Annotated in this window: 12 protein-coding genes; 11 read left to right on the top strand and 1 reads right to left on the bottom strand. The window is 71.3% G+C overall.

Features of this window, described 5'->3' with window-relative positions:
* The first annotated feature begins 94 nt into the window (after positions 1–94).
* The 6 genes from mreC to ACGFW5_RS00480 all read left to right on the top strand — a co-directional run bounded on the left by mreC (position 95) and on the right by ACGFW5_RS00480 (position 9,496).
* Positions 95–1,210 (top strand): rod shape-determining protein MreC, encoded by a 1,116-nt coding sequence (gene mreC, locus ACGFW5_RS00505; RefSeq protein ID WP_393831925.1) that lies wholly within the window; start codon positions 95–97, stop codon positions 1,208–1,210.
* Between the two features lie 12 nt (positions 1,211–1,222).
* Positions 1,223–1,897, top strand: a complete 675-nt coding sequence (gene mreD, locus ACGFW5_RS00500) for a rod shape-determining protein MreD (RefSeq protein ID WP_393831924.1) — start codon at positions 1,223–1,225, stop codon at positions 1,895–1,897.
* A gap of 19 nt (positions 1,898–1,916) precedes the next feature.
* A complete protein-coding gene (mrdA, locus tag ACGFW5_RS00495) occupies positions 1,917–4,163 on the top strand; it encodes a penicillin-binding protein 2 (RefSeq protein ID WP_393831923.1) in 2,247 nt (748 codons plus the stop codon).
* Positions 4,164–4,167: 4 nt separating this feature from the next.
* Positions 4,168–5,361 (top strand): rod shape-determining protein RodA, encoded by a 1,194-nt coding sequence (rodA, locus tag ACGFW5_RS00490; RefSeq protein ID WP_393831922.1) that lies wholly within the window; start codon positions 4,168–4,170, stop codon positions 5,359–5,361.
* A gap of 385 nt (positions 5,362–5,746) precedes the next feature.
* On the top strand, positions 5,747–7,462 hold the full coding sequence (locus ACGFW5_RS00485) for a CHAD domain-containing protein (RefSeq protein WP_393831921.1): 1,716 nt from the start codon (positions 5,747–5,749) through the stop codon (positions 7,460–7,462).
* Between the two features lie 108 nt (positions 7,463–7,570).
* Positions 7,571–9,496, top strand: a complete 1,926-nt coding sequence (locus ACGFW5_RS00480; RefSeq protein WP_393831920.1) for a TIGR03960 family B12-binding radical SAM protein — start codon at positions 7,571–7,573, stop codon at positions 9,494–9,496.
* A gap of 257 nt (positions 9,497–9,753) precedes the next feature.
* Here the strand turns inward: ACGFW5_RS00480 and ACGFW5_RS00475 are convergent, their stop codons facing one another.
* Positions 9,754–10,644, bottom strand: coding sequence for an IS701 family transposase (locus ACGFW5_RS00475; protein WP_393832337.1), 891 nt, complete (start codon positions 10,642–10,644; stop codon positions 9,754–9,756).
* Positions 10,645–10,953: 309 nt separating this feature from the next.
* Between ACGFW5_RS00475 and ACGFW5_RS00470 the strand changes: the two genes are divergently transcribed.
* From ACGFW5_RS00470 to ACGFW5_RS00450, 5 genes are all read left to right on the top strand, one after another.
* The gene (locus ACGFW5_RS00470; RefSeq protein WP_393831919.1) at positions 10,954–11,256 is read left to right on the top strand and encodes a hypothetical protein; all 303 of its coding nucleotides are present in this window, start codon (positions 10,954–10,956) and stop codon (positions 11,254–11,256) included.
* A 746-nt stretch (positions 11,257–12,002) separates the two neighbouring features.
* Positions 12,003–12,932 carry a hypothetical protein gene (locus tag ACGFW5_RS00465; protein ID WP_393831918.1) on the top strand — a complete coding sequence of 310 codons (930 nt, stop codon included), beginning with the start codon at positions 12,003–12,005 and terminating at the stop codon, positions 12,930–12,932.
* Between the two features lie 140 nt (positions 12,933–13,072).
* A complete protein-coding gene (locus tag ACGFW5_RS00460; protein WP_393831917.1) occupies positions 13,073–14,188 on the top strand; it encodes a hypothetical protein in 1,116 nt (371 codons plus the stop codon).
* Between the two features lie 132 nt (positions 14,189–14,320).
* Positions 14,321–15,100, top strand: a complete 780-nt coding sequence (locus tag ACGFW5_RS00455) for a TIGR03936 family radical SAM-associated protein (protein ID WP_393831916.1) — start codon at positions 14,321–14,323, stop codon at positions 15,098–15,100.
* Positions 15,101–15,338: 238 nt separating this feature from the next.
* Complete coding sequence (locus tag ACGFW5_RS00450; RefSeq protein ID WP_393831915.1) at positions 15,339–19,463, top strand: ribonuclease E/G; 4,125 nt, start codon at positions 15,339–15,341, stop codon at positions 19,461–19,463.
* Positions 19,464–19,622 lie beyond the last annotated feature (159 nt).

Genomic DNA, 19,622 nt, shown 5'->3' with positions numbered 1-19,622 from the left:
TCACTGCCAACCCGTACGGCGGATCGTTGGTATACAGATCGAAGAGATCTTGTAGATCACCCACATTCCTACGAGGAAGGCACGGCCGCCGCACGTGAGGGACACACGAGAGAGCCGGCTGCTCCTGGTGCTGCTGATCGCCGTAGCGTTCGCGCTGATCACGGTCGACATCAGAGGCGGGGCCAATTCACCGGTGGACGGCGCCCGGCAGGCCGCCGCCGCCGTCTTCGGACCGGTCGAGAACGGGGTCGCGGCCGCCGTCGACCCGGTCGGCAACGCGATCGGCGCGGTACGCGACTCGGGCAAGCGCCACGACAAGATCTCCGCCCTCCAGGCCGAGAACGAAGCGCTCAAGCAGCGGCTCGGCAGCGACGCCCGCAACCGCAGCCGGCTGGGCCAGCTCGACTCGATGCTCAAGACCGCGGGCGAGGGCCAGTACGGCATCAAGGCGGCCCAGGTCATCGCCATAGGAGCAGCCCAGGGCTTCTCCTGGACGGTCACCATCGACGCCGGATCCAACGACGGCATCCAGCGCGACATGACGGTGCTCAACGGCGACGGGCTGGTCGGACGGGTCACCACCGTCGGGCCCTCCACCTCGACCGTGCTGCTCGCCAACGACCCCGACTTCACGGTCGGCACCCGGATGGAGAAGAGCGACGAACTCGGCTTCGCCACCGGCCACGGCGACCGGCCGCTCTCGGTACAGCTGCTCAACGGCAAGGCCAAGGTCAGCCCCGGCGACCGTCTGGTGACCTTCGGCTCGCAGGCCGACAAGCCGTTCGTGCCCGGCGTCCCGGTCGGCGAGGTCGTCAAGGTCGACCCCTCGGGCGGCGACCTCACACGCACCATCTACGTACGCCCCTATGTCGGCTTCACCAAGCTCGACATCGTCGGCGTCGTCGTCCAGGCCCCGCGCACCGACCCGCGCGACCAGGTGCTGCCCGCCAAGCCCAAGCCGACCCCGACGCCCACGGTGACCGTCACGGCCACCCCCTCGGGCAACCCCAACGGGCAGGGCAACGCCGACATCGTCAACCAGAACGCGAACGCCGACCCCAACGCCGACCCCAACGCCAAGCAGAACCCTCCCGCCGGCCAGGCCAACCCCCCGGCCGGCCAAGCCAACCCGCCGAACGGGAACGCCAATCCGAACCCCAACCCCAACGGCGACCCGAACGGCCAAGCCAACGCCGACGGCGAGCAGTAGGAGCTGATCCAGATGCGTCTCAACAGGGTCATCCTCTCCGCCGCCCTGATCGTCGTCGCCCTCGTCGTCCAGGTGAGCGTCCTCGCCCGCCTCCAACTCCCCGGCGCCGTACCCGACTTGGTGCTCCTGACCGTCCTCGGTCTGGCCCTGGTGTACGGCCACCTCGGCGGCGCCTTCGTCGGATTCGGCGCGGGACTGCTCGCCGACCTCGCGCCCCCCGCCGACCACGCCGCCGGGCGCTACGCCCTCGTACTGTGCGTGATCGGCTATCTCGCGGGCCTCGCCAAGCCCGACCACGGGCGACTGCGCTCCGCGGCCGGCCCGATGATGGTGGTGGTCGGCGCGGCCATCGGCTCGACACTGCTCTACGCCTCGGTCGGCGCCCTGGTGGGGGACACCGCGGCCCGCCATGTCGGCCTGCCGAGCCTGCTGTTCACGGCCACGCTCTACGACCTGGTGCTCGCGCCGTTCACCGTGCCGCTGATCATGGCGATCGCCCGGCGCGCGGAGAACGACCCGCTCGCGGACACCACCGGCAACGGCAACGCCAAGAACAACATCACCTCCGGCTGGCTCTCCGGCGGCACCGGCCTGCGCATCGGCGGCCAGCGCGGAGGACTGCGGATCAAGGCAGCCAAGAACAGAGCGGCCCGCGCCGGCCGCATCAAGGGCGTCAAGCGACTGTGAACCAGGGGGCCGTCACAGCATGAGCAACATCCCCGAGACGGGCCGCACCCCCCGGGTGCAGATCCGGCTCGTCATCATCCAGGTCCTGGTCTTCTCGCTCCTGCTCACGCTGGGCGGACGCCTGTGGTACCTCCAGATCCGCAACGGCCAGCAGTACCAGGACGAGGCGAAGAACAACCACGTCCAGCAGGTCGTCCAGCCCGCGGTGCGCGGCTCGATCCTCGACGCCCGCGGTGTGCCGCTCGCCGACAACGAAACCCGCCTGGTGGTCTCCGCCTCGCGCACCGACCTGTCCAAGATGCCCGACCGGGGCAAGGCCGTCCTGACCCGGCTCGCCGGGGTGCTCGGCATGAAGCCGCAGGACGTCATGGACAAGGTCAGGCTCTGCGACGCCAAGACCCCCAAGCCCTGCTGGAACGGCTCCCCCTACCAGCCGATCCCCGTCACCGACGAGGCCACCACCCAGCAGGCCCTCCAGATCCGCGAGCGCTCCGAGGACTTCCCCGGCATCACCGCCGACCCGACCGCCGTGCGCCGCTACCCCGCGCCCGGCAAGTCCAACACCGCCCAGGTGCTCGGCTACCTCTCGCCCGTCACCGACGACGAGATCACCAAGGCGAAGGACACCGACTCGCCCTACCTGCGCTCCGACCAGGTCGGCCGCTCGGGCCTTGAGCGCACCTACGACAAGCAGCTGCGCGGCAAGGCAGGCGTCACCCGCTACGAGGTCGACAACCTCGGCCGCGTCATCGGACAGGCCGAGAGCGACAAGGCGCAGCCCGGCGCCAACGTCGTCACGTCGATAGACGCACGCGTGCAGGCGGTCGCCGAGTACGAGCTGAACAACGCGATGGTCGAGGCCCGCCAGCAGTACGACAAGATCACCAACGAGAACTACAAGGCGGACTCCGGCGCGGTCGTGGTCATGGAGGCCAAGACCGGGCGGATCGTCGCCATGGCGTCGGCGCCCACCTACGACCCGAACGTGTGGGTCGGCGGCATCTCCGGCAAGGACTACCAGGCCCTGACGGGCAAGGACAGCGACTACCCGCTCCTGAACCGCGCCATACAGGGTCAGGCCGCGCCCGGTTCGACGTTCAAGGTGGTCTCCACGGCCGCCGCGGTCGAGGCCGGCTACAAGTGGGACGGCGGTTACCCCTGCACCAGCTCGTACTCCGTGGGCGGGCAGGTCTTCAAGAACTTCGAGGGCGAGAACTTCGGCCCCATCTCGCTCGGCCGCGCCCTTGAGGTCTCCTGCGACACCGTCTTCTACGGACTCGCCGACAACGAGTGGAAGAAGGACGGCGGGATCAACCCGAAGAAGGGCCAGCCCAAGGACTACTTCTACAAGGCCGCCCACCAGTTCGGCCTCGGCAAGCCCACCGGCGTGGACCTGCCCAACGAGGTCACCGGCCGCGTCCCTGACCGCCAGTGGAAGGAGAGCTACTGGACGGCCAACAAGGACAGCTGGTGCAGGACCGGCAAGAAGGACGGCGGTTACGTCGAGAAGATCGCGTACGAGAACTGCCTCGAAGGCAACAAGATGCGCGAGGGCGACTCGATCAACTACTCCATCGGCCAGGGCGACACCCTCGTCACGCCAATCCAGGAGGCCATGATCTACGGGGCGATCGCCAACGGCGGCACCATGCACGCGCCGACCATCGGCAAGGCGATCATCAGCGCCGACGGCAAGTCGGTCCAGGAGATCAAGCCGAAGGTCAACGGCAAGCTCCCCGTCACCCAGGCCACCATCGACGGCTACAACAAGGCCCTCGCGGGCGTCGTCACCAGCGGCACCGCCGCCTGGAAGTTCCAGGGCTGGCCGCAGGACAAGGTCGAGCTCCACGCCAAGACCGGCACCGCCGAGGTCTACGGCAAGCAGACCACCTCCTGGCTCGCCACCTACTCCAAGGACTACACGGTCGTCATGACGATCGCCCAGGCCGGTACGGGTTCCGGCGCCTCCGGTGAGGCCGTCCGCAAGATCTACGAAGCGATGTACGGCATCGACGACGCAGGCAACCAGGACCTCAAGCGCGCGCTGCTCCCGCAGCCCGAGCAGTCCCTCCCCAAGATCCAGCCCGACGGCTCCATCGACGCGCCGACGGTCACCGCGTACGACCCGAACGCAGGCAAGACCAAGGACAAGGCCAAGGACCAGGCCAAGGCCAACGACCAGGACAAGCAGCAGCCCGACGGCCAGTCGCAGCCCAGCACCCCCCCGGCGGACACCGTCGACAACCGCAACCCACGAAGGGACTAGCGCCATGGCAGGCTTCTCCGTCCAGCGCTACGCCCCCAAGGAGCGCGGCGCCTTCGCCAAACTGACCGCCCGCGACTCGGTGGTACGCAGGCTCGACTGGCCGCTGCTCCTCTCGGCCGTCGCGCTCTGCCTCATCGGCTCGCTCCTGGTGTGGTCCGCGACCCGCAACCGCACCAGCATCAACCAGGGCGACCCGTACTTCTTCCTGATCCGGCACATCATGAACGCCGGCATCGGGCTCTGCCTGATGATCGGCACCATCTGGCTGGGCCACCGCACCCTGCGCGGCGCCGTGCCCATCCTGTACGGACTGTCCATCCTGCTGCTGCTCGCGGTGCTCTCGCCGCTCGGCGCCACCGTCAACGGCGCCCACTCCTGGATCGTGCTCGGCGGCGGCTTCTCCCTCCAGCCCTCCGAGTTCGCGAAGATCGCGATCATCCTGTGCATGGCGATGCTGCTCGCCGCGCGGGTGGACGCGGGCGACCAGGCGCACCCCGATCACCGCACGGTGATGAAGGCACTCGGACTCGCGATGATCCCCATCGGCTGCATCATGCTGATGCCCGACCTCGGCTCCACCATGGTCATCGTGGTGATCATCCTCGGCGTGCTGCTCTCCTCCGGAGCGTCCAACCGCTGGATCTTCGGGCTGATGGGCGCGGGCGTGGTCGGCGCCGTCCTCGTCGCGGCGCTCGGGATACTGGACAAGTACCAGATCAACCGCTTCGCTGCCTTCGCCAACCCCAACCTCGACCCGGCGGGCGTCGGCTACAACACCGGCCAGGCACGGATCGCGATCGGCTCCGGCGGCCTCACCGGCACCGGGCTCTTCAAGGGCTCCCAGACCACCGGCCAGTTCGTCCCCGAACAACAGACGGACTTCGTCTTCACCGTCGCGGGCGAGGAACTGGGCTTCGCCGGCGCGGGGCTGATCATCATCCTGATCGGTGTCATCCTGTGGCGCGCCTGCCGCATCGCCCGCGAGACGACCGAGCTGTACGGCACGATCGTCGCGGCCGGCATCATCGCCTGGTTCGCCTTCCAGTCCTTCGAGAACATCGGCATGACGCTCGGCATCATGCCGGTCGCGGGCATCCCCCTGCCGTTCGTCTCCTACGGAGGGTCCTCGATGTTCGCGGTGTGGGTGGCCATAGGGCTGCTCCAGTCGATCCGGGTGCAGCGGCCGATAACGGCGTAGCGGCGGGGCCGGGGGCGGGGTGGTGCGGGGCCCGCCCGGGGGCTCGGCGGGCGTGGCCGGTCCGGTCGGCCGCGGCCGGTCGGGGCCCGACGGGCTGGGTGTCGCGGGTGCGGCGGGCGTCGCGGGCCGGGGCCCGGGCGGGCTGGGTGTCGCGGGCGCGCCGGGCGTCGCGGGCCGGGGCCCGGCGGGGTGGGTGTCGCGAATGCGGGTGCGGGCGCCGCGGGTGCCGCGGGTGTCGCCGGTCGGGGTGCCTCGGGTGCCGGGGCCGTCGCCGGTCGGGGTGCCGCGGGTGTCGCCGGTCGGGGTGCCGCTGGTCGGGGTGTGGCGCGTGCGGGGCCGGGCCCGCGTCCTGCCGGAGTCCGCGCATCCCGTCTAGATTTTTGTCATGGCGGACACGAAGCGCGAGATCGAGCGGACATTCGAGTTCACCCCGGCCGACGGGGACCGGGCAGCACCGGGTGACCCGGCCAGGCTGCCCGACCTGACCCGGGTGCCCGGCGTCGCCGAGGTCGTGGACCGGGGCGTCGTCGACCTCGACGCCGTGTACTACGACACCCCCGACCTGCGCCTGGACGCCGACTCGCTCACCCTGCGCCGCAGAACCGGCGGCGCCGACGCCGGCTGGCACCTCAAGTTCCCCGTCGCCGCAGGCAGCCGCGACGAGATCCGCGCCCCGCTCAGCGACGACCTGCCTCCCGAGCTCGCCGCCCTGGTGCGCTCCCGCGTCCGCGACGCCCAACTCACCCCCGTCGTACGGCTGTTGTCCTCCCGCGCCGTACGCCACCTCCAGGCCGAGGACGGCACCCTGCTCGCCGAGCTCAGCATCGACACGGTCGTGGCCGAGGGGCTGCGCGCCGGGTCCTCGTCCACCGCCTGGACCGAGATCGAGGTCGAACTCGCCGACGGCATCGACGACGAGGGCATCCTGGACGAGATCGGCGCCCTGCTCGCCGAGGCCGGCATCCAGCCCTCGCCGAGCCCGTCCAAAGTGGCTCGCGCCCTGCGCGACACGGCCCCGCCCACTCCGCGCGGAAGGACCGGACCCGCACAGCACGCCGAGCAGAGCGAGGACACCTCGCTCGCCAAGGACACCACGCTCGCCCAGGACACCCCGCGCGCCCAGGGCACGGCGGGCGCCCATGACACCCCGCGCGCCCATGACACCCCGCGCGCCCACGACACCCCGCTCGCCGATGACACCGCGGGCGCCCACGTGCTGCGCCACCTGCGCGCCCAGCGCGACGCCGTCGTCGGGCTCGATCCCGCCGTCCGGCGCGAACTGCCCGACGCCGTGCACCGGATGAGGGTCGCCGCCCGCCGCCTGCGGAGCGCCCTCGCCTCGTACGCCAAGGTGATCGACCGGAACGTCACCGACCCCGTCCGCGACGAGCTCAAATGGCTCGCCGGTGAACTCGGCGCCGAGCGCGACGGCGAAGTCCTCGCCGAACGCCTGGCCACCCACTGCGCGGAGCTGCCCCCCACCCTGCTCCTGGGCCCCGCGCGCGCCCGGCTCCGTATCCGGGTCGAGGCCGACCACGCCGCATCCCGCCGCAGGACCCTCACCGCGCTGGACAGCGCCCGCCACCTGACGCTCCTGGACACCCTCGACGCGCTGCTCGCCGACCCCCCGCTGCTCCCCGCCGCCGCGAAACCGGCGGCCCACGTCCTGCCGAAGGCCGTGCTCAAGGAGTACGACCGGCTCGCCGAACGCGTCCGCACCGCCCTGGCCCTCGCGCCCGGCCCCGAACGCGACGTCGCCCTGCACACGGCCCGCAAGGCCGCCAAGCGCGCCAGATACGCCGCCCAGGCCGCGGCCCCCGCGCTCGGCAAGCCCGCCGGGAAGTACGCCAAGAAGTTCGCCAAGCGCCTCAAGGCCGTACAGAACGCGCTCGGTGACCACCAGGACAGCGTGGTCGCCCGCGACGCCCTGCGCGCCCTGGCCGCCCAAGCCCACGCGGCCGGGGAGCCGGCGTTCACCTGGGGCCTCCTGTACGGCAGGGAGGAGGCGACGGCCGCACGGCGCGAACGCGAACTGCCCGAGGTCTGGGCCCGCGCGTCCCGGGCCGGGCTCCGCAGGCGGCTGAGGGCCACCGCCACCTGACCGCCCGGGCGGGGGAGGCTGGCCAGGGGCCGGGTGATCGTCGTGCGAGGGGGCGACCCGGCTCGCGTTACGCTAGAGAGTCGCCCCCGCCAGCCCACGAAGGTCGAGATGTCTGCCGAGTCCGTCTTCCCACAGCTCGAAGCGCTGCTCCCGCATGTGCAGAAGCCGATCCAGTACGTCGGCGGTGAGCTCAACTCCACCGTCAAGGTTTGGGAGGAATGTGACGTCCGCTGGGCGCTCATGTACCCGGACGCGTACGAGGTCGGGCTGCCCAACCAGGGCGTCATGATCCTCTACGAGGTACTGAACGAACGCGAGGGCGTCCTGGCCGAGCGCACGTACAGCGTGTGGCCGGACATGGAAGAGCTCATGCGCGAGCACAAGGTGCCGCAGTTCACCGTGGACTCGCACCGCCCGCTCAACGCGTTCGACGTCTTCGGCCTCAGCTTCTCCACCGAGCTCGGCTACACCAACATGCTCACCGCCCTCGACCTCGCGGGCATCCCGCTGGAGGCCAAGGACCGTACCCTCGACGACCCGATCGTCCTCGCGGGCGGCCACGCGGCCTTCAACCCCGAGCCGATCGCGGACTTCATCGACTGCGCGATCATCGGCGACGGCGAGCAGGCCGTCCTCGACATGACCGAGATCATCCGCGGCTGGAAGGCCGAGGGCCGCCCCGGCGGCCGCGAGGAGGTGCTGCTGCGCCTCGCGAAGACGGGCTCGGTGTACGTCCCGGGCTTCTACGACGTGGAGTACCTGCCGGACGGCCGCATCGCGCGCGTCGTGCCGAACAGGTCGGGCGTGCCGTGGCGGGTCTCCAAGCACACCGTCATGGACCTCGACGAGTGGCCCTACCCCAAGCAGCCCCTGGTCCCGCTCGCCGAGACCGTCCACGAGCGGATGTCCGTGGAGATCTTCCGCGGCTGCACCCGCGGCTGCCGTTTCTGCCAGGCCGGCATGATCACGCGCCCCGTGCGGGAGCGAAGCATCACCGGCATCGGCGAGATGGTGGAGAAGGGCCTCAAGGCGACCGGCTTCGAAGAGGTGGGCCTGCTCTCGCTCTCCTCCGCGGACCACACCGAGATCGGTGACATCGCCAAGGGCCTCGCGGACCGCTACACCGAGGACAAGATCGGCCTGTCGCTGCCCTCCACCCGCGTGGACGCCTTCAACGTCGACCTCGCCAACGAGCTGACCCGCAACGGCCGCCGCTCGGGCCTCACGTTCGCCCCCGAGGGCGGCTCCGAGCGCATGCGCAAGGTCATCAACAAGATGGTCTCCGAAGAGGACCTGATCCGTACCGTCGCGACCGCGTACGGCAACGGCTGGCGCCAGGTGAAGCTGTACTTCATGTGCGGCCTGCCCACCGAGACCGACGACGACGTCCTCCAGATCGGTGACATGGCGGTCAACGTCATCGCCAAGGGCCGCGAGGTCTCCGGCCAGAACGACATCCGCTGCACGGTCTCCATCGGCGGCTTCGTCCCCAAGCCCCACACCCCCTTCCAGTGGGCCCCCCAGCTCAGCGCCGAGGACACCGACGCCCGCCTCACCAAGCTGCGCGACAAGATCCGCGGCGACAAGAAGTACGGCCGCTCCATCGGCTTCCGCTACCACGACGGCAAGCCCGGCATCGTCGAGGGCCTGCTCTCGCGCGGCGACCGCCGGGTGGGCGCCGTCATCCGCGCCGTGTACGAGGACGGCGGCCGCTTCGACGGCTGGCGCGAGCACTTCAGCTACGACCGCTGGATGGCCTGCGCCGACAAGACGCTGCCCGCCTTCGGCGTGGACGTCGACTGGTACACCACCCGCGAGCGCACCTACGAGGAAGTCCTGCCCTGGGACCACCTCGACTCGGGCCTCGACAAGGACTGGCTGTGGGAGGACTGGCAGGACTCGCTCGACGAGACCGAGGTCGAGGACTGCCGCTGGACGCCGTGCTTCGACTGCGGCGTCTGCCCCCAGATGGACACGTCCATCCAGATCGGCCCGACGGGCAAGAAGCTGCTGCCGCTGACGGTGGTCAAGTAGCGCCCAGCGCCATCAGATGCCGCCGTGTCCGACTGCCTGCCCACAGGCTGGACCCGGCGGCATCGTGCGCTTCGGGCCTACTTTCGCATTCACGGGTGCCGAAAGGGTCGCCAGGGCAAGAGCCGCATCGAGCCCAATTGAGCTCCTGGCTATGCGGAGTTGTCCCCTGCCTGACCGCTTGCTGCGATCCACTTCGGCGGCGTACTTTCCAGGGCTCGGCGTAATCCGGCCCTGGTACTCCAGTGCGGTTTCGTGATCTATCCGCTGGTCTCGTGGGTTGAGCGTCGTCGGTAGTGGCTGCGCCGGGCTGTTGCCTGGTGGCGTCTGCGCCAGTTCGACCAGTTCGACCAGTGCGGCAGTCTGGCCGGGGACACGACTGGTGGGTTGAGGACGGCGGTGAACAGGTGGCGGATCTCCGGAACGGTCAGTGAGATCGGGTTGCTGCCCCGGGTGTGGTGGTGCGGTTGCGCTGGCCGGTCGGGGGCTGTATCGGCGGCGACGGCGGCCAGGAAGGCCAGCGCGAGCATGGCAAGCGTGACGTGCCGGTGCCATGTGGTCCAGTGCCTCACCTGGTGATGGTCCAGGCCGACTTGGCCTTTGGCGGCCTGGAAGCATTCTTCGACGCTCCAGCGAGTGCCGGCCACGCGGACGAGTTCGCCCAGAGGCTCTGCGGCAGGTGACCAGCACAGGTAGAAGGCGAGTTCCCTCGTGCCGGGGTTGCGGCGGATCAGCAAATGTCGGTGTTCACCGCTGCCGATATCGATCCAGGCCCAGTCGTAATAGCGCAGGCCTTTCGCGCCGGTGCCGGCGCTTTGCCGGTGCCAGGCAGCCTCGGGCAGGCGGTCGGCGACTGTGTCCGCTCGAAACGGTGTGCGGCCGGAGTTGATCCGGACCCGGATGGAGCAGGCCACGGCCAGAACGTAGCCGGCCGCGCGCGTCTCCAGGGCGGCACGAAGCTGCGGGTCCTGCCCGTATGCTTCGTCGCCGGTCACCCACGGGGCCTCCACCCTCGCGTCCAGTGCGGCGGCGATCATCTCCCAGGCCAGGCCAGGCCAGGCCAGGCGGGGTTGGGTCGCGAACTGCACCTCGTCAGGTATCCCGGCAGCCTGGCGGCGCTCGGGATCAGTGCTCCAGGAATGCTCAGGCAGGTAGAGCCGACGGTCGACCAGTGCCCGCCCCCGGCTGCTCGACGCCGGACAGCAGCCCGAGCAGGTACGCGCGGACAGTTGCCCACGGTTCCACCCGTTGGAACCGGCCCGCGATCCGGTCCATGGCCTGGTCGAAAAACGCCCGCCACCGGATCGGGTCTACGCTCTGGCTCGCGGCCACCGCACGATCTTCAGGAGTCCGCACAACCCCCGATGATCACGCGCTGGTCGTTCTCGCTCCAGGTCGGGTCCTGGGCGGTGCCGAACTCCTCGCTTCGGTCCGACGGCCCGGATCGGCACAATGCGCACATGGACAGCGAACCTCTGCGGATCCCCCTTGATCAGCTTCGGGCGGCCTTCGAGCTGGCACTGCAACACATCGAAGCATCAGCCGGCAGCGCAGTGGCGCTCGAACACGAATACTTCTGGTCTGTTCCGGGCGACGAACTCTACGACGTCCCCAACGAACCAAGAACGATCACAATCGGGCAGCTCTCCGAGTCTTGGCACCACCTTGAGAACCTCCTCGCCGACCCGAACCGGGCCGTGGGCCACCACCTGGTCTGGCTCGCTGATGTCCTCCGCGCGATCGGACAGGACACCGCCCAATAGCCACCACACGCGCGACGTGACGTGGAACTACGAAGTCACACCGGAGTACTAGGTACGGATGCTCAGACCGACTTGAGTGATCACACACTCGAAGCTGGAGAACAGCTGTTTGTAGTGTGTGCGGCAGCAAGGTCGATGAGGCCACGGGCCATACAGGGCATTCCCGACGAGGGACCCTGCGCCCACGGGGGAGGGGTGACGAGGCCAATCGTTCGATCCTCACCGAGAGGGCCCAGGATCAGCTGGAGCCGGCTTCGATTCCCCCGAGCCCACAAACAAGTACACCTACATCACGTCTGGTGGCTTCGCCTCGAAGGCCTATGCCGACGCATGGATGGCGTGGAACAACAAGTGCGCGGATCGGAAAGATCAGTTGACCACGCCATCGAGACCATGGGAAAGATCCAGAACCGATACGACAGCTACAACGGAGACTTGGGGGCTCGTCCTTACCTGCTGGGATTCGACGGCAAGAAGTCGGGACACGTCATCATGTCGATCGGCAATCCGGATACGGCTGATAATGCGACGCATTCGTCCCGGGTGCCGGCGCCGAGCTCGCGAAGATCGATGGGGCGATACGTCATGCCGAACAATTGCAGACCAAGGCGGCGGCCACCGGACGGGGAACTCCCGGGGGCGGATGGGTTCATGCCGGCCCACTCGCAGTACTGGGAGGGCGAATCGCTCGCGCATAGGGCAAAAATCGCCACCGGAGGAAAGCCGTGAGACTTCACTCAGTCGTCATGGCTGCGACGCTCTTGATCATGACGGTGGGGGCAGCGGCATGCGGAGTCGGAGAGGGTGGCCAGAGCGACAAGACGACACAGAATCGGGCCGGCACGATGGATGAGCAGCAGGCGACGAAGAGGGCAGAGGAGATCATCCACCAAGCCGTGGACGGGATGCTGCCCAAGCCGAACTTGAAGCGGATCGGCCCCACGCCGGTAGGCCCGTGTCTGGCCGATGACGACTCAAGCGCAAGCGGACGTAAGCAGGTGGCTCTCACGTACCAGTTGACCGACGTGCCGGGAAGCGAGGCCAAGCGATTGCTCCGTCATGTTCGAGACGCCTGGGTCAAGCAGAGGTACACGTTTGCCTCTCCGGATGCGGACTGGAACGACCCGTACCCGGAGATCTACATGCGCACGCCGACGGATGATTTCTGGATGGACGGCATCATCGGCCCCACCAACAAGGAGACGGGCGAAGGCATCGCGGCCATCTCCGTCACGTCTCCATGCTTTGCCGGCGGAGCAGGGACGCCTTCGGAAGTGAACCCGGCCGCGCTCCGGACATCGCCCGGGGCGTCGGACGCGGAACGGCGCGTGCTGGGGCACTCAAGCCGGATCTACGAAGCCCTTGGCGTGCGTCACCAACCTCAGGCCGGTGACGGGGTGGGGCGCGTCGAGGACGGCGCGGATGTGCTGATGCACCACGCGTGGTCGACCGTCCCCCTCAGCAGGGAAGCGCGAAGGGGCGCGATGAGCCGCGGGCGCGACAGCCTGGGCGGAGCGGGGTGGGACGTACGGGTCCTGCCTCTGGAGAGCGATGAGGAAATGATCGTGGCACGTCACCCCGTGGACGCCAGCCTCGCCCGCGTCGCGGCGTCGGCTGACGGCTCGCTACGAGTCGCCGTCACGGCAGTGGAGCATGATGGCGCCCGGCCCGCTTGATTGGCGACGGCATCGAGGCCGAGGTCGGTGTGACGAGCGGCGACGGTGCCTGCGCGCTCTCTGGAAGCGCGGTTGTGCCGAACTCGTGCAACGTCTGCAACGTCTGCAACGTCCAGGGGCGTTCGCGCGTCCCTGAGTGCATGGAGAACCGATCCGCCCCGCAAACCCCCGAAGGCTGCCTCACCGTCGCCATCCGCATCCCCGTGCGGATCGTCGTCTTCGTGCTCGTCGTGCCCGTGCGGATGGTCTGGGACCTGCTCGCCGCCGGGGCGAAAGCGGTGCGGCGGGTGGTGTTCGCGCCGTTGTGGCGGGTGTTGGTCGTGATCCCGTCCGGGTGGCTGTACCGGGCCGTGCTGACGCCGGCCGGGCACGCGATCGCCTGGCTGGTGAAGCTGGTCGGGGCCGCGCTCGGGGCGGTGGGGGCCGGCCTGGCGTGGGTCGTCAGGGCACTGGTCGTGGCGCCCTTGGTGTGGGGGGCGGTGTTCGCGCCGCTCGGACGCGCCCTCGTGTGGGGGGTCAAGGGCGTCGCGCTCGTGCTCGGCTGGGTGCTGCGGGCCGTGTTCGTGTGGCCCTGGGTCGTGCTGGGGCGCTGGGTGCTCGCGCCGCTGCTGCGGTACGGCCTCCTCGTGCCGACGGGCTGGCTGTACCGGTACGTGCTCACCCCGGTCGGGCACGGGCTCGCCCGCCTCGCCGCGCTGGCCGCGGCCGGACTCGCCGCGGCGGGGCGGGGGCTCGCCGCGCTCGGCACGCTGCTGCTCGTGGTGCCCGCCGTGTGGCTGTACCGCGCGGTCCTGGCGCCGCTGGGGCGGGCGGTCCTCGTCGTCGTGCGGGAGATCGGCGCCGCCTTCGGCCACGCCTGGCGGGCCGCCGGTTTCGTCTCGCGGGCGGTCGGGCGGGCCGTGAAGTGGCTGGGCTGGAATGTCGTCGGCCGGCCGGTGCGCTGGGTGTACGTCACCCTGCTCACGCCGGTCGGACACGCGGTGCGGGACGCGGTGCTGCGGCCGCTCGGACGGGCTGCCCGCGCGGTGGGGCGCGCCGCGGGCGAGGCGGCCCGCAGCGCGGGGCGCGCCGCACGTCAAGCGCTTGCCTCGGCCCGCCACACCGTACGGACCGCCCGCCAGGACGCCTGGCGGGCGCTGGTCGGCGGGCCGCCGCGGGAACCGGCCGAGCACCGGGCGCGTACTCTGGGTAGTACAACTACTGCCTCCGGCGCGGTGCCCGCCCCCGAGATCTCCCTCAGCAAAGCCGAGGGATGAGCCGGGCGGCATACGGTCCGTGACCGGAGGGGCCCCCACAGGACGGTGGGCGGCGCCCACCGCGCCCGCCCCGCACGAGGAGAAGAACCACTGGGCAAGCGACAGCCCGAAGGCCCGCCGCCCGCACCCGCGGTGCAGCGCATCCGCCTGCGCTACACCAAGCGCGGCCGCCTCCGGTTCACCAGCCACCGTGACTTCCAGCGCGCCTTCGAGCGGGCCCTGCGCCGCGCCGAGGTGCCCATGGCGTACTCGGCGGGCTTCACCCCGCACCCCAAGGTGTCGTACGCCAACGCCGCACCCACCGGCGTCGGCTCCGAGGCCGAGTACCTGGAGATCGCGCTCACCGCACAGCGCGACCCCGAGAGACTGCGCGCCCTGCTCGACGAGTCGCTGCCCGCCGGGCTCGACGTCATCGACGCGGTCGAGGCCCGCACCTCCGGCCTCGCCGACCGGCTGACCGCCTCCATCTGGGAGCTGCGGCTCGACGGCGTCCCCCTCGACGCGGCCGCCAAGGCCGTGGAGACGTTCCTCGCCGCCGAGACCGTCGAGGTCCAGCGCAAGACCAAGAACGGCGTGCGCACCTTCGACACCCGGGGCGCGGTCGCCGAGCTCCAGGCGCTCGCTCCGCAGGCCGATGGGCCTCTCGGCGACGGCTGTGCGATACTGCGGCTGGTAGTGCGGCACATGACACCTGCCGTGCGACCCGACGACGTCCTGTCCGGTCTCCGAGCCGTGGCCGACCTGGCGCCGCCGGTCCCCGCAGCGGTGACCCGGCTGGCGCAGGGGCCCTTCGACGAAGAGTCCGGCACGGTGACCGACCCGCTCGCGCCCGACCGCGAGGCAGCCCCGGCCGCTCCACAAACGGCCGCCGGGACCGTCTCTGCGACGGCGCCGGAAGGTCCCGCCGCGTAAGGGCGGTCGTCGTAGCGCAGCCCTGGCACTCGGGAGCCACCTGGGTCGGGCCGCGCACTGACCTAACAGACTTTCGCCAGGCCGTGCGTACATCGCGCAGGGAACCGGCGAGCCAGACACATCAGCTCCCGTGCGGCGCCCGCGCCCCGGACGGCGGCACCCGCGCACATCGACGCGGTACGTGCCGCCGGACCGGAACAGGCGCGGCGCCCGGGAGCGTGACGGGAGCTACGCCCGCATGCTTGAGCAGAACGAATCCGGCACCCCCGGAGACACCAACGACCAGAACAGCCCCAGCGACACGCTGCCGCCGCGCCGCAGGCGCCGCGCGGCATCGCGGCCCGCCGGCCCCCCGGCCGGCGCGCAGGGCACCGAGCCCGCGGCTCAGGCCACGGAGCAGAACACCGCGGAGCAGAACACCGCAGGCGCCACCGGCCGGCCCGCCGCGCCGCCCGCAGACGAGGCCGTCGCCGCGTCGGCGCCGAGGACCCGCCGCCGAGCCACCCGTACGGCCACGGCTCCGGCCGCCGCCACGCAGGCCGCCGAGGAGATCGTCGAGGCCGCGCCCGCGCCGGCCGCCGAGGTTTCCGGTGACGCCGCCGAGGCGCCCGCGCCGCGTGCCCGTCGCCGTGCCACCCGTAAGGCGACCGCCCCGGCCGCCGCCACGCAGGCCGCCGAGGAGATCGTCGAGGCCGCGCCCGCGCCGGCCGCCGAGGTTTCCGGTGACGCCGCCGAGGCACCCGCGCCGCGTGCCCGTCGCCGTGCCACCCGTAAGGCGACCGCCCCGGCCGGCGCGCCGCAGGCCGCCGAGGAGATCGTCGAGACTTCGGCCGTGGCCGAGACCCCGGCCGCCGCAACGGCGCCCGAGAGCGTCGAAGAGGAAGCCGAGGCGCCCGCGCCGCGTGCCCGTCGCCGCGCGACCCGTAAGGCGACCGCGCCGCAGACCACCGTCGCCGCGCCCGCCGTCGCCGAGGCCACCGGCCCCGACGAGCTCGAAGAGGACGAGCCGGAGGAGGCCGAGGAGGCCGACGAGGCCACCGTCCAGGCTGAGGCCGTCGTCGAGACCCCGGCCGTCGTCGAGGACGAGGCGCCCCGCGGTCGTACCCGTCGCCGTGCCACCCGCCAGGCCACCGCCCCCGCAGGCGCGCCGCAGGCCGCCGCCGCCGCGCAGGCCGCCACTGAGCAGCCCGCCGAGGCCGAGGCCCCGGCCGCCGCCGAGGACGAGGCACCCCGCGGTCGCGGCCGGCGCCGCGCAGCCCGGCCCGCGTCCGCCCCGCAGTTCACCCCCGTCGAGCCCGAGCCGAAGGCCGCGCCGCAGGCCGAGGAGCCGACGACCGGCCGATCGCGCCGCCGCGCCACGCGCCCCGCCGTCGCCGTGTTCCAGGCGCCGGTCTTCACCGAGCCGATGTTCCAGACCCCGGAGACGGCCGCGGCCGCCGCCGCCGTCGCCCGCGTCGAGGAGCCCGCCGAGGACGAGGAGACGGTGGCCGAGGCCGCCGTCACCGAGCCCGCCGCCGAGCCGCAGGGCCGCTCGCGCCGTCGCCGCCGTCGTGGCGAGAGCGCCGAGCACGTCCAGGACAAGCCCGTCGAGGAGCCGGCCGAGGAGCCCGCGGAAGAGCCCGCCGAGGCCGAAGCCGACGTGGAGTCCGACGCCGACGAGGACGACCGCCCCTCGCGCCGCCGTCGCCGTGGCGGCCGTCGCCGCCGTCGCGGTGAGAGCGCCGAGGCGGACGACGCCGCGGAAGAGACGTACGAGCCCGCCGAGCAGACCGACGCCGCCGAGTCCGACGAAGAGGACGACGAGCACGAGGACGAGGACGCCGACGGCACCCCGTCCGCCGCCGGAACCAGCAGCAGCCGGCGCCGGCGCCGCCGCCGTCGTCGCAGCGGTGACGCGGGCCCCGAGGCCGCCGAGCAGGGCCCCGACGACCCGGAGCGCACCGTCGTCAAGGTCCGTGAGCCGCGCCCGGCCCGCGAGCGCGCCGAGTCCGCCGCCACCTCGACGTCCTCCGACGAAGTCCAGTCCATCAAGGGCTCGACGCGTCTGGAAGCGAAGAAGCAGCGCCGCCGCGAAGGCCGCGAGCAGGGCCGCCGCCGCGTCCCGATCATCACCGAGGCCGAGTTCCTGGCCCGCCGCGAAGCCGTCGAGCGCGTCATGGTCGTCCGCCAGAGCGGCGAGCGCACCCAGATCGGCGTCCTCGAAGACGACGTGCTCGTCGAGCACTACGTCAACAAGGAGCAGGCCACCTCGTACGTCGGCAACGTCTACCTGGGCAAGGTCCAGAACGTGCTGCCGTCGATGGAGGCCGCGTTCGTCGACATCGGCAAGGGCCGCAACGCCGTCCTGTACGCAGGCGAAGTCAACTTCGAATCGCTCGGCATGGGCAACGGCCCGCGCCGCATCGAGGCCGCCCTCAAGTCCGGCCAGTCGGTGCTCGTCCAGGTGACGAAGGACCCGATCGGCCACAAGGGCGCCCGCCTGACCAGCCAGGTCTCGCTGCCCGGCCGCTACCTGGTGTACGTGCCCGAAGGCTCGATGACCGGCATCAGCCGCAAGCTGCCCGACACCGAGCGCGCACGTCTGAAGACCATCCTCAAGAAGATCGTCCCCGAGGACGCGGGCGTCATCGTGCGCACCGCCGCCGAAGGCGCCAGCGAGGACGAGCTGCGCCGTGACGTCGAGCGCCTCCAGGCGCAGTGGACCGACATCCAGAAGAAGGCGAGCCAGATCTCGACGTCCTCGCCGTCGCTGCTCTACGGCGAGCCGGACATGACCGTCCGGGTCGTCCGCGACATCTTCAACGAGGACTTCACGAAGGTCATCGTCAGCGGTGACGAGGCGTGGGAGACGATCCAGGGATACGTCGCCCACGTCGCGCCGGACCTCACCGAGCGGCTTTCGCGCTGGACCAGCGAGGTCGACGTCTTCGCGACGTACCGGATCGACGAGCAGCTGGCAAAGGCCCTCGACCGCAAGGTCTGGCTGCCGTCCGGCGGTTCGCTGGTGATCGACAAGACCGAGGCGATGATCGTCGTCGACGTCAACACCGGCAAGTTCACCGGCCAGGGCGGCAACCTCGAAGAGACCGTGACGAGGAACAATCTCGAAGCGGCCGAGGAGATCGTGCGCCAGCTGCGGCTGCGCGACCTCGGCGGCATCGTCGTCATCGACTTCATCGACATGGTCCTTGAGTCCAACCGCGACCTGGTGCTGCGCCGCCTGCTCGAATGCCTGGGCCGCGACCGCACCAAGCACCAGGTGGCCGAGGTCACCTCGCTCGGCCTGGTGCAGATGACCCGTAAGCGGGTCGGCCAGGGCCTGCTGGAGTCGTTCTCGGAGACCTGCGTCCACTGCAACGGGCGCGGCGTGATCGTGCACATGGAGCAGCCGGCCGCGGCCGGTGGCGGTGCGGGCAAGCGTGCGAAGAAGCGCGGCCGCGGCGGCGCCGAGCACGACCAGCACACCCACGAGCACGAGATCCCGGAGATCGAGTCCGTCGAGTCCGAGTCCGTCGAGTCCGAGGCGGAGGTGGCCGCCGAGGTCGCCGCGCCCCGCGCGCTGGCCGAGCCGGAGTTCGTGCCGGACGAGGAGCTGTACAGCAGCATCGCGGAGGCGGAGTCCGCCGCCCGTGGCGGAAGGTCGCGCCGACGCGCCACCCGCAAGGCCTCGGCTCCGGCCGGTGCGCCGCGCGCGGCGGCCGTCGAGGCCCCCGCCGCCGACGAGCCGGAGGCCGTGCAGGCTCCGGCGGCGGTGACGGTCGCCTCGTTCATCGAGGACGACGCGCCGCGCGGCGGCCGCACCCGTCGCCGTGCCACCCGCAAGGCGACCGCCCCGGCGGGCGCACCGACGGCGGCCGCCGAGCCGGTGGTGGTCGTCGCGGAGCCCGAGCCGCAGGCCGCCGAGCCCACGGCGCAGGAGCCGGCGGCTCAGCCCGCCGCGTCCGTGACCGAGCCCGTCGCCGAGCCCGCTGTCGAGGAGGCGCCTGTCGCCGCCCCGCCGCGGGCCCGCCGCCGGGCGACGCGCAAGGCCACGGCCCCGGCGGGTTCGCCGTCGGGCGCCGAGGAAGCCGCGGTCGTCGTGGTGGTGGCCGCTCCGGCGGCCGAGCAGGCCGCAACCGCCCAGTCGGCGGAGCCGGAGCCGGCGGAGCCCGCCGAGTCCGCGGAGTCCGCCGAGGAGGCCGCACCGGCCAAGAAGGCGGCCCGCAAGACGGCGAAGAAGGCCACCGCGAAGAAGGCCGCCACCAAGAAGACGGCGGCCAAGAAGACCGCGGCGAAGAAGACGACCGCCAAGAAGGCCACGGCCAAGAAGACGGCGGCGGCCGAGCAGTCGCAGACGTCGGTCTCGGCGCCGACCGACAGCTGACAGCTGACAGCTGACAGCGGACAGTCGTCAGTCGTCAGTTGGCAGCTGACGACTGACAGCTGACAACTGACGCCTTCGGCCTCACGCCTCCCGCTCACCGCAGGCGGCCCACGACCGATGGCTGACGGCTGACAACAGCAGCGCAGCGCCGGACAGCCG

Origin of the sequence: Streptomyces sp. NPDC048416 (assembly GCF_043200435.1) — a bacterium.
GTDB lineage: Bacteria > Actinomycetota > Actinomycetes > Streptomycetales > Streptomycetaceae > Streptomyces.
This window is presented reverse-complemented; position numbering and strand designations above follow the sequence as displayed.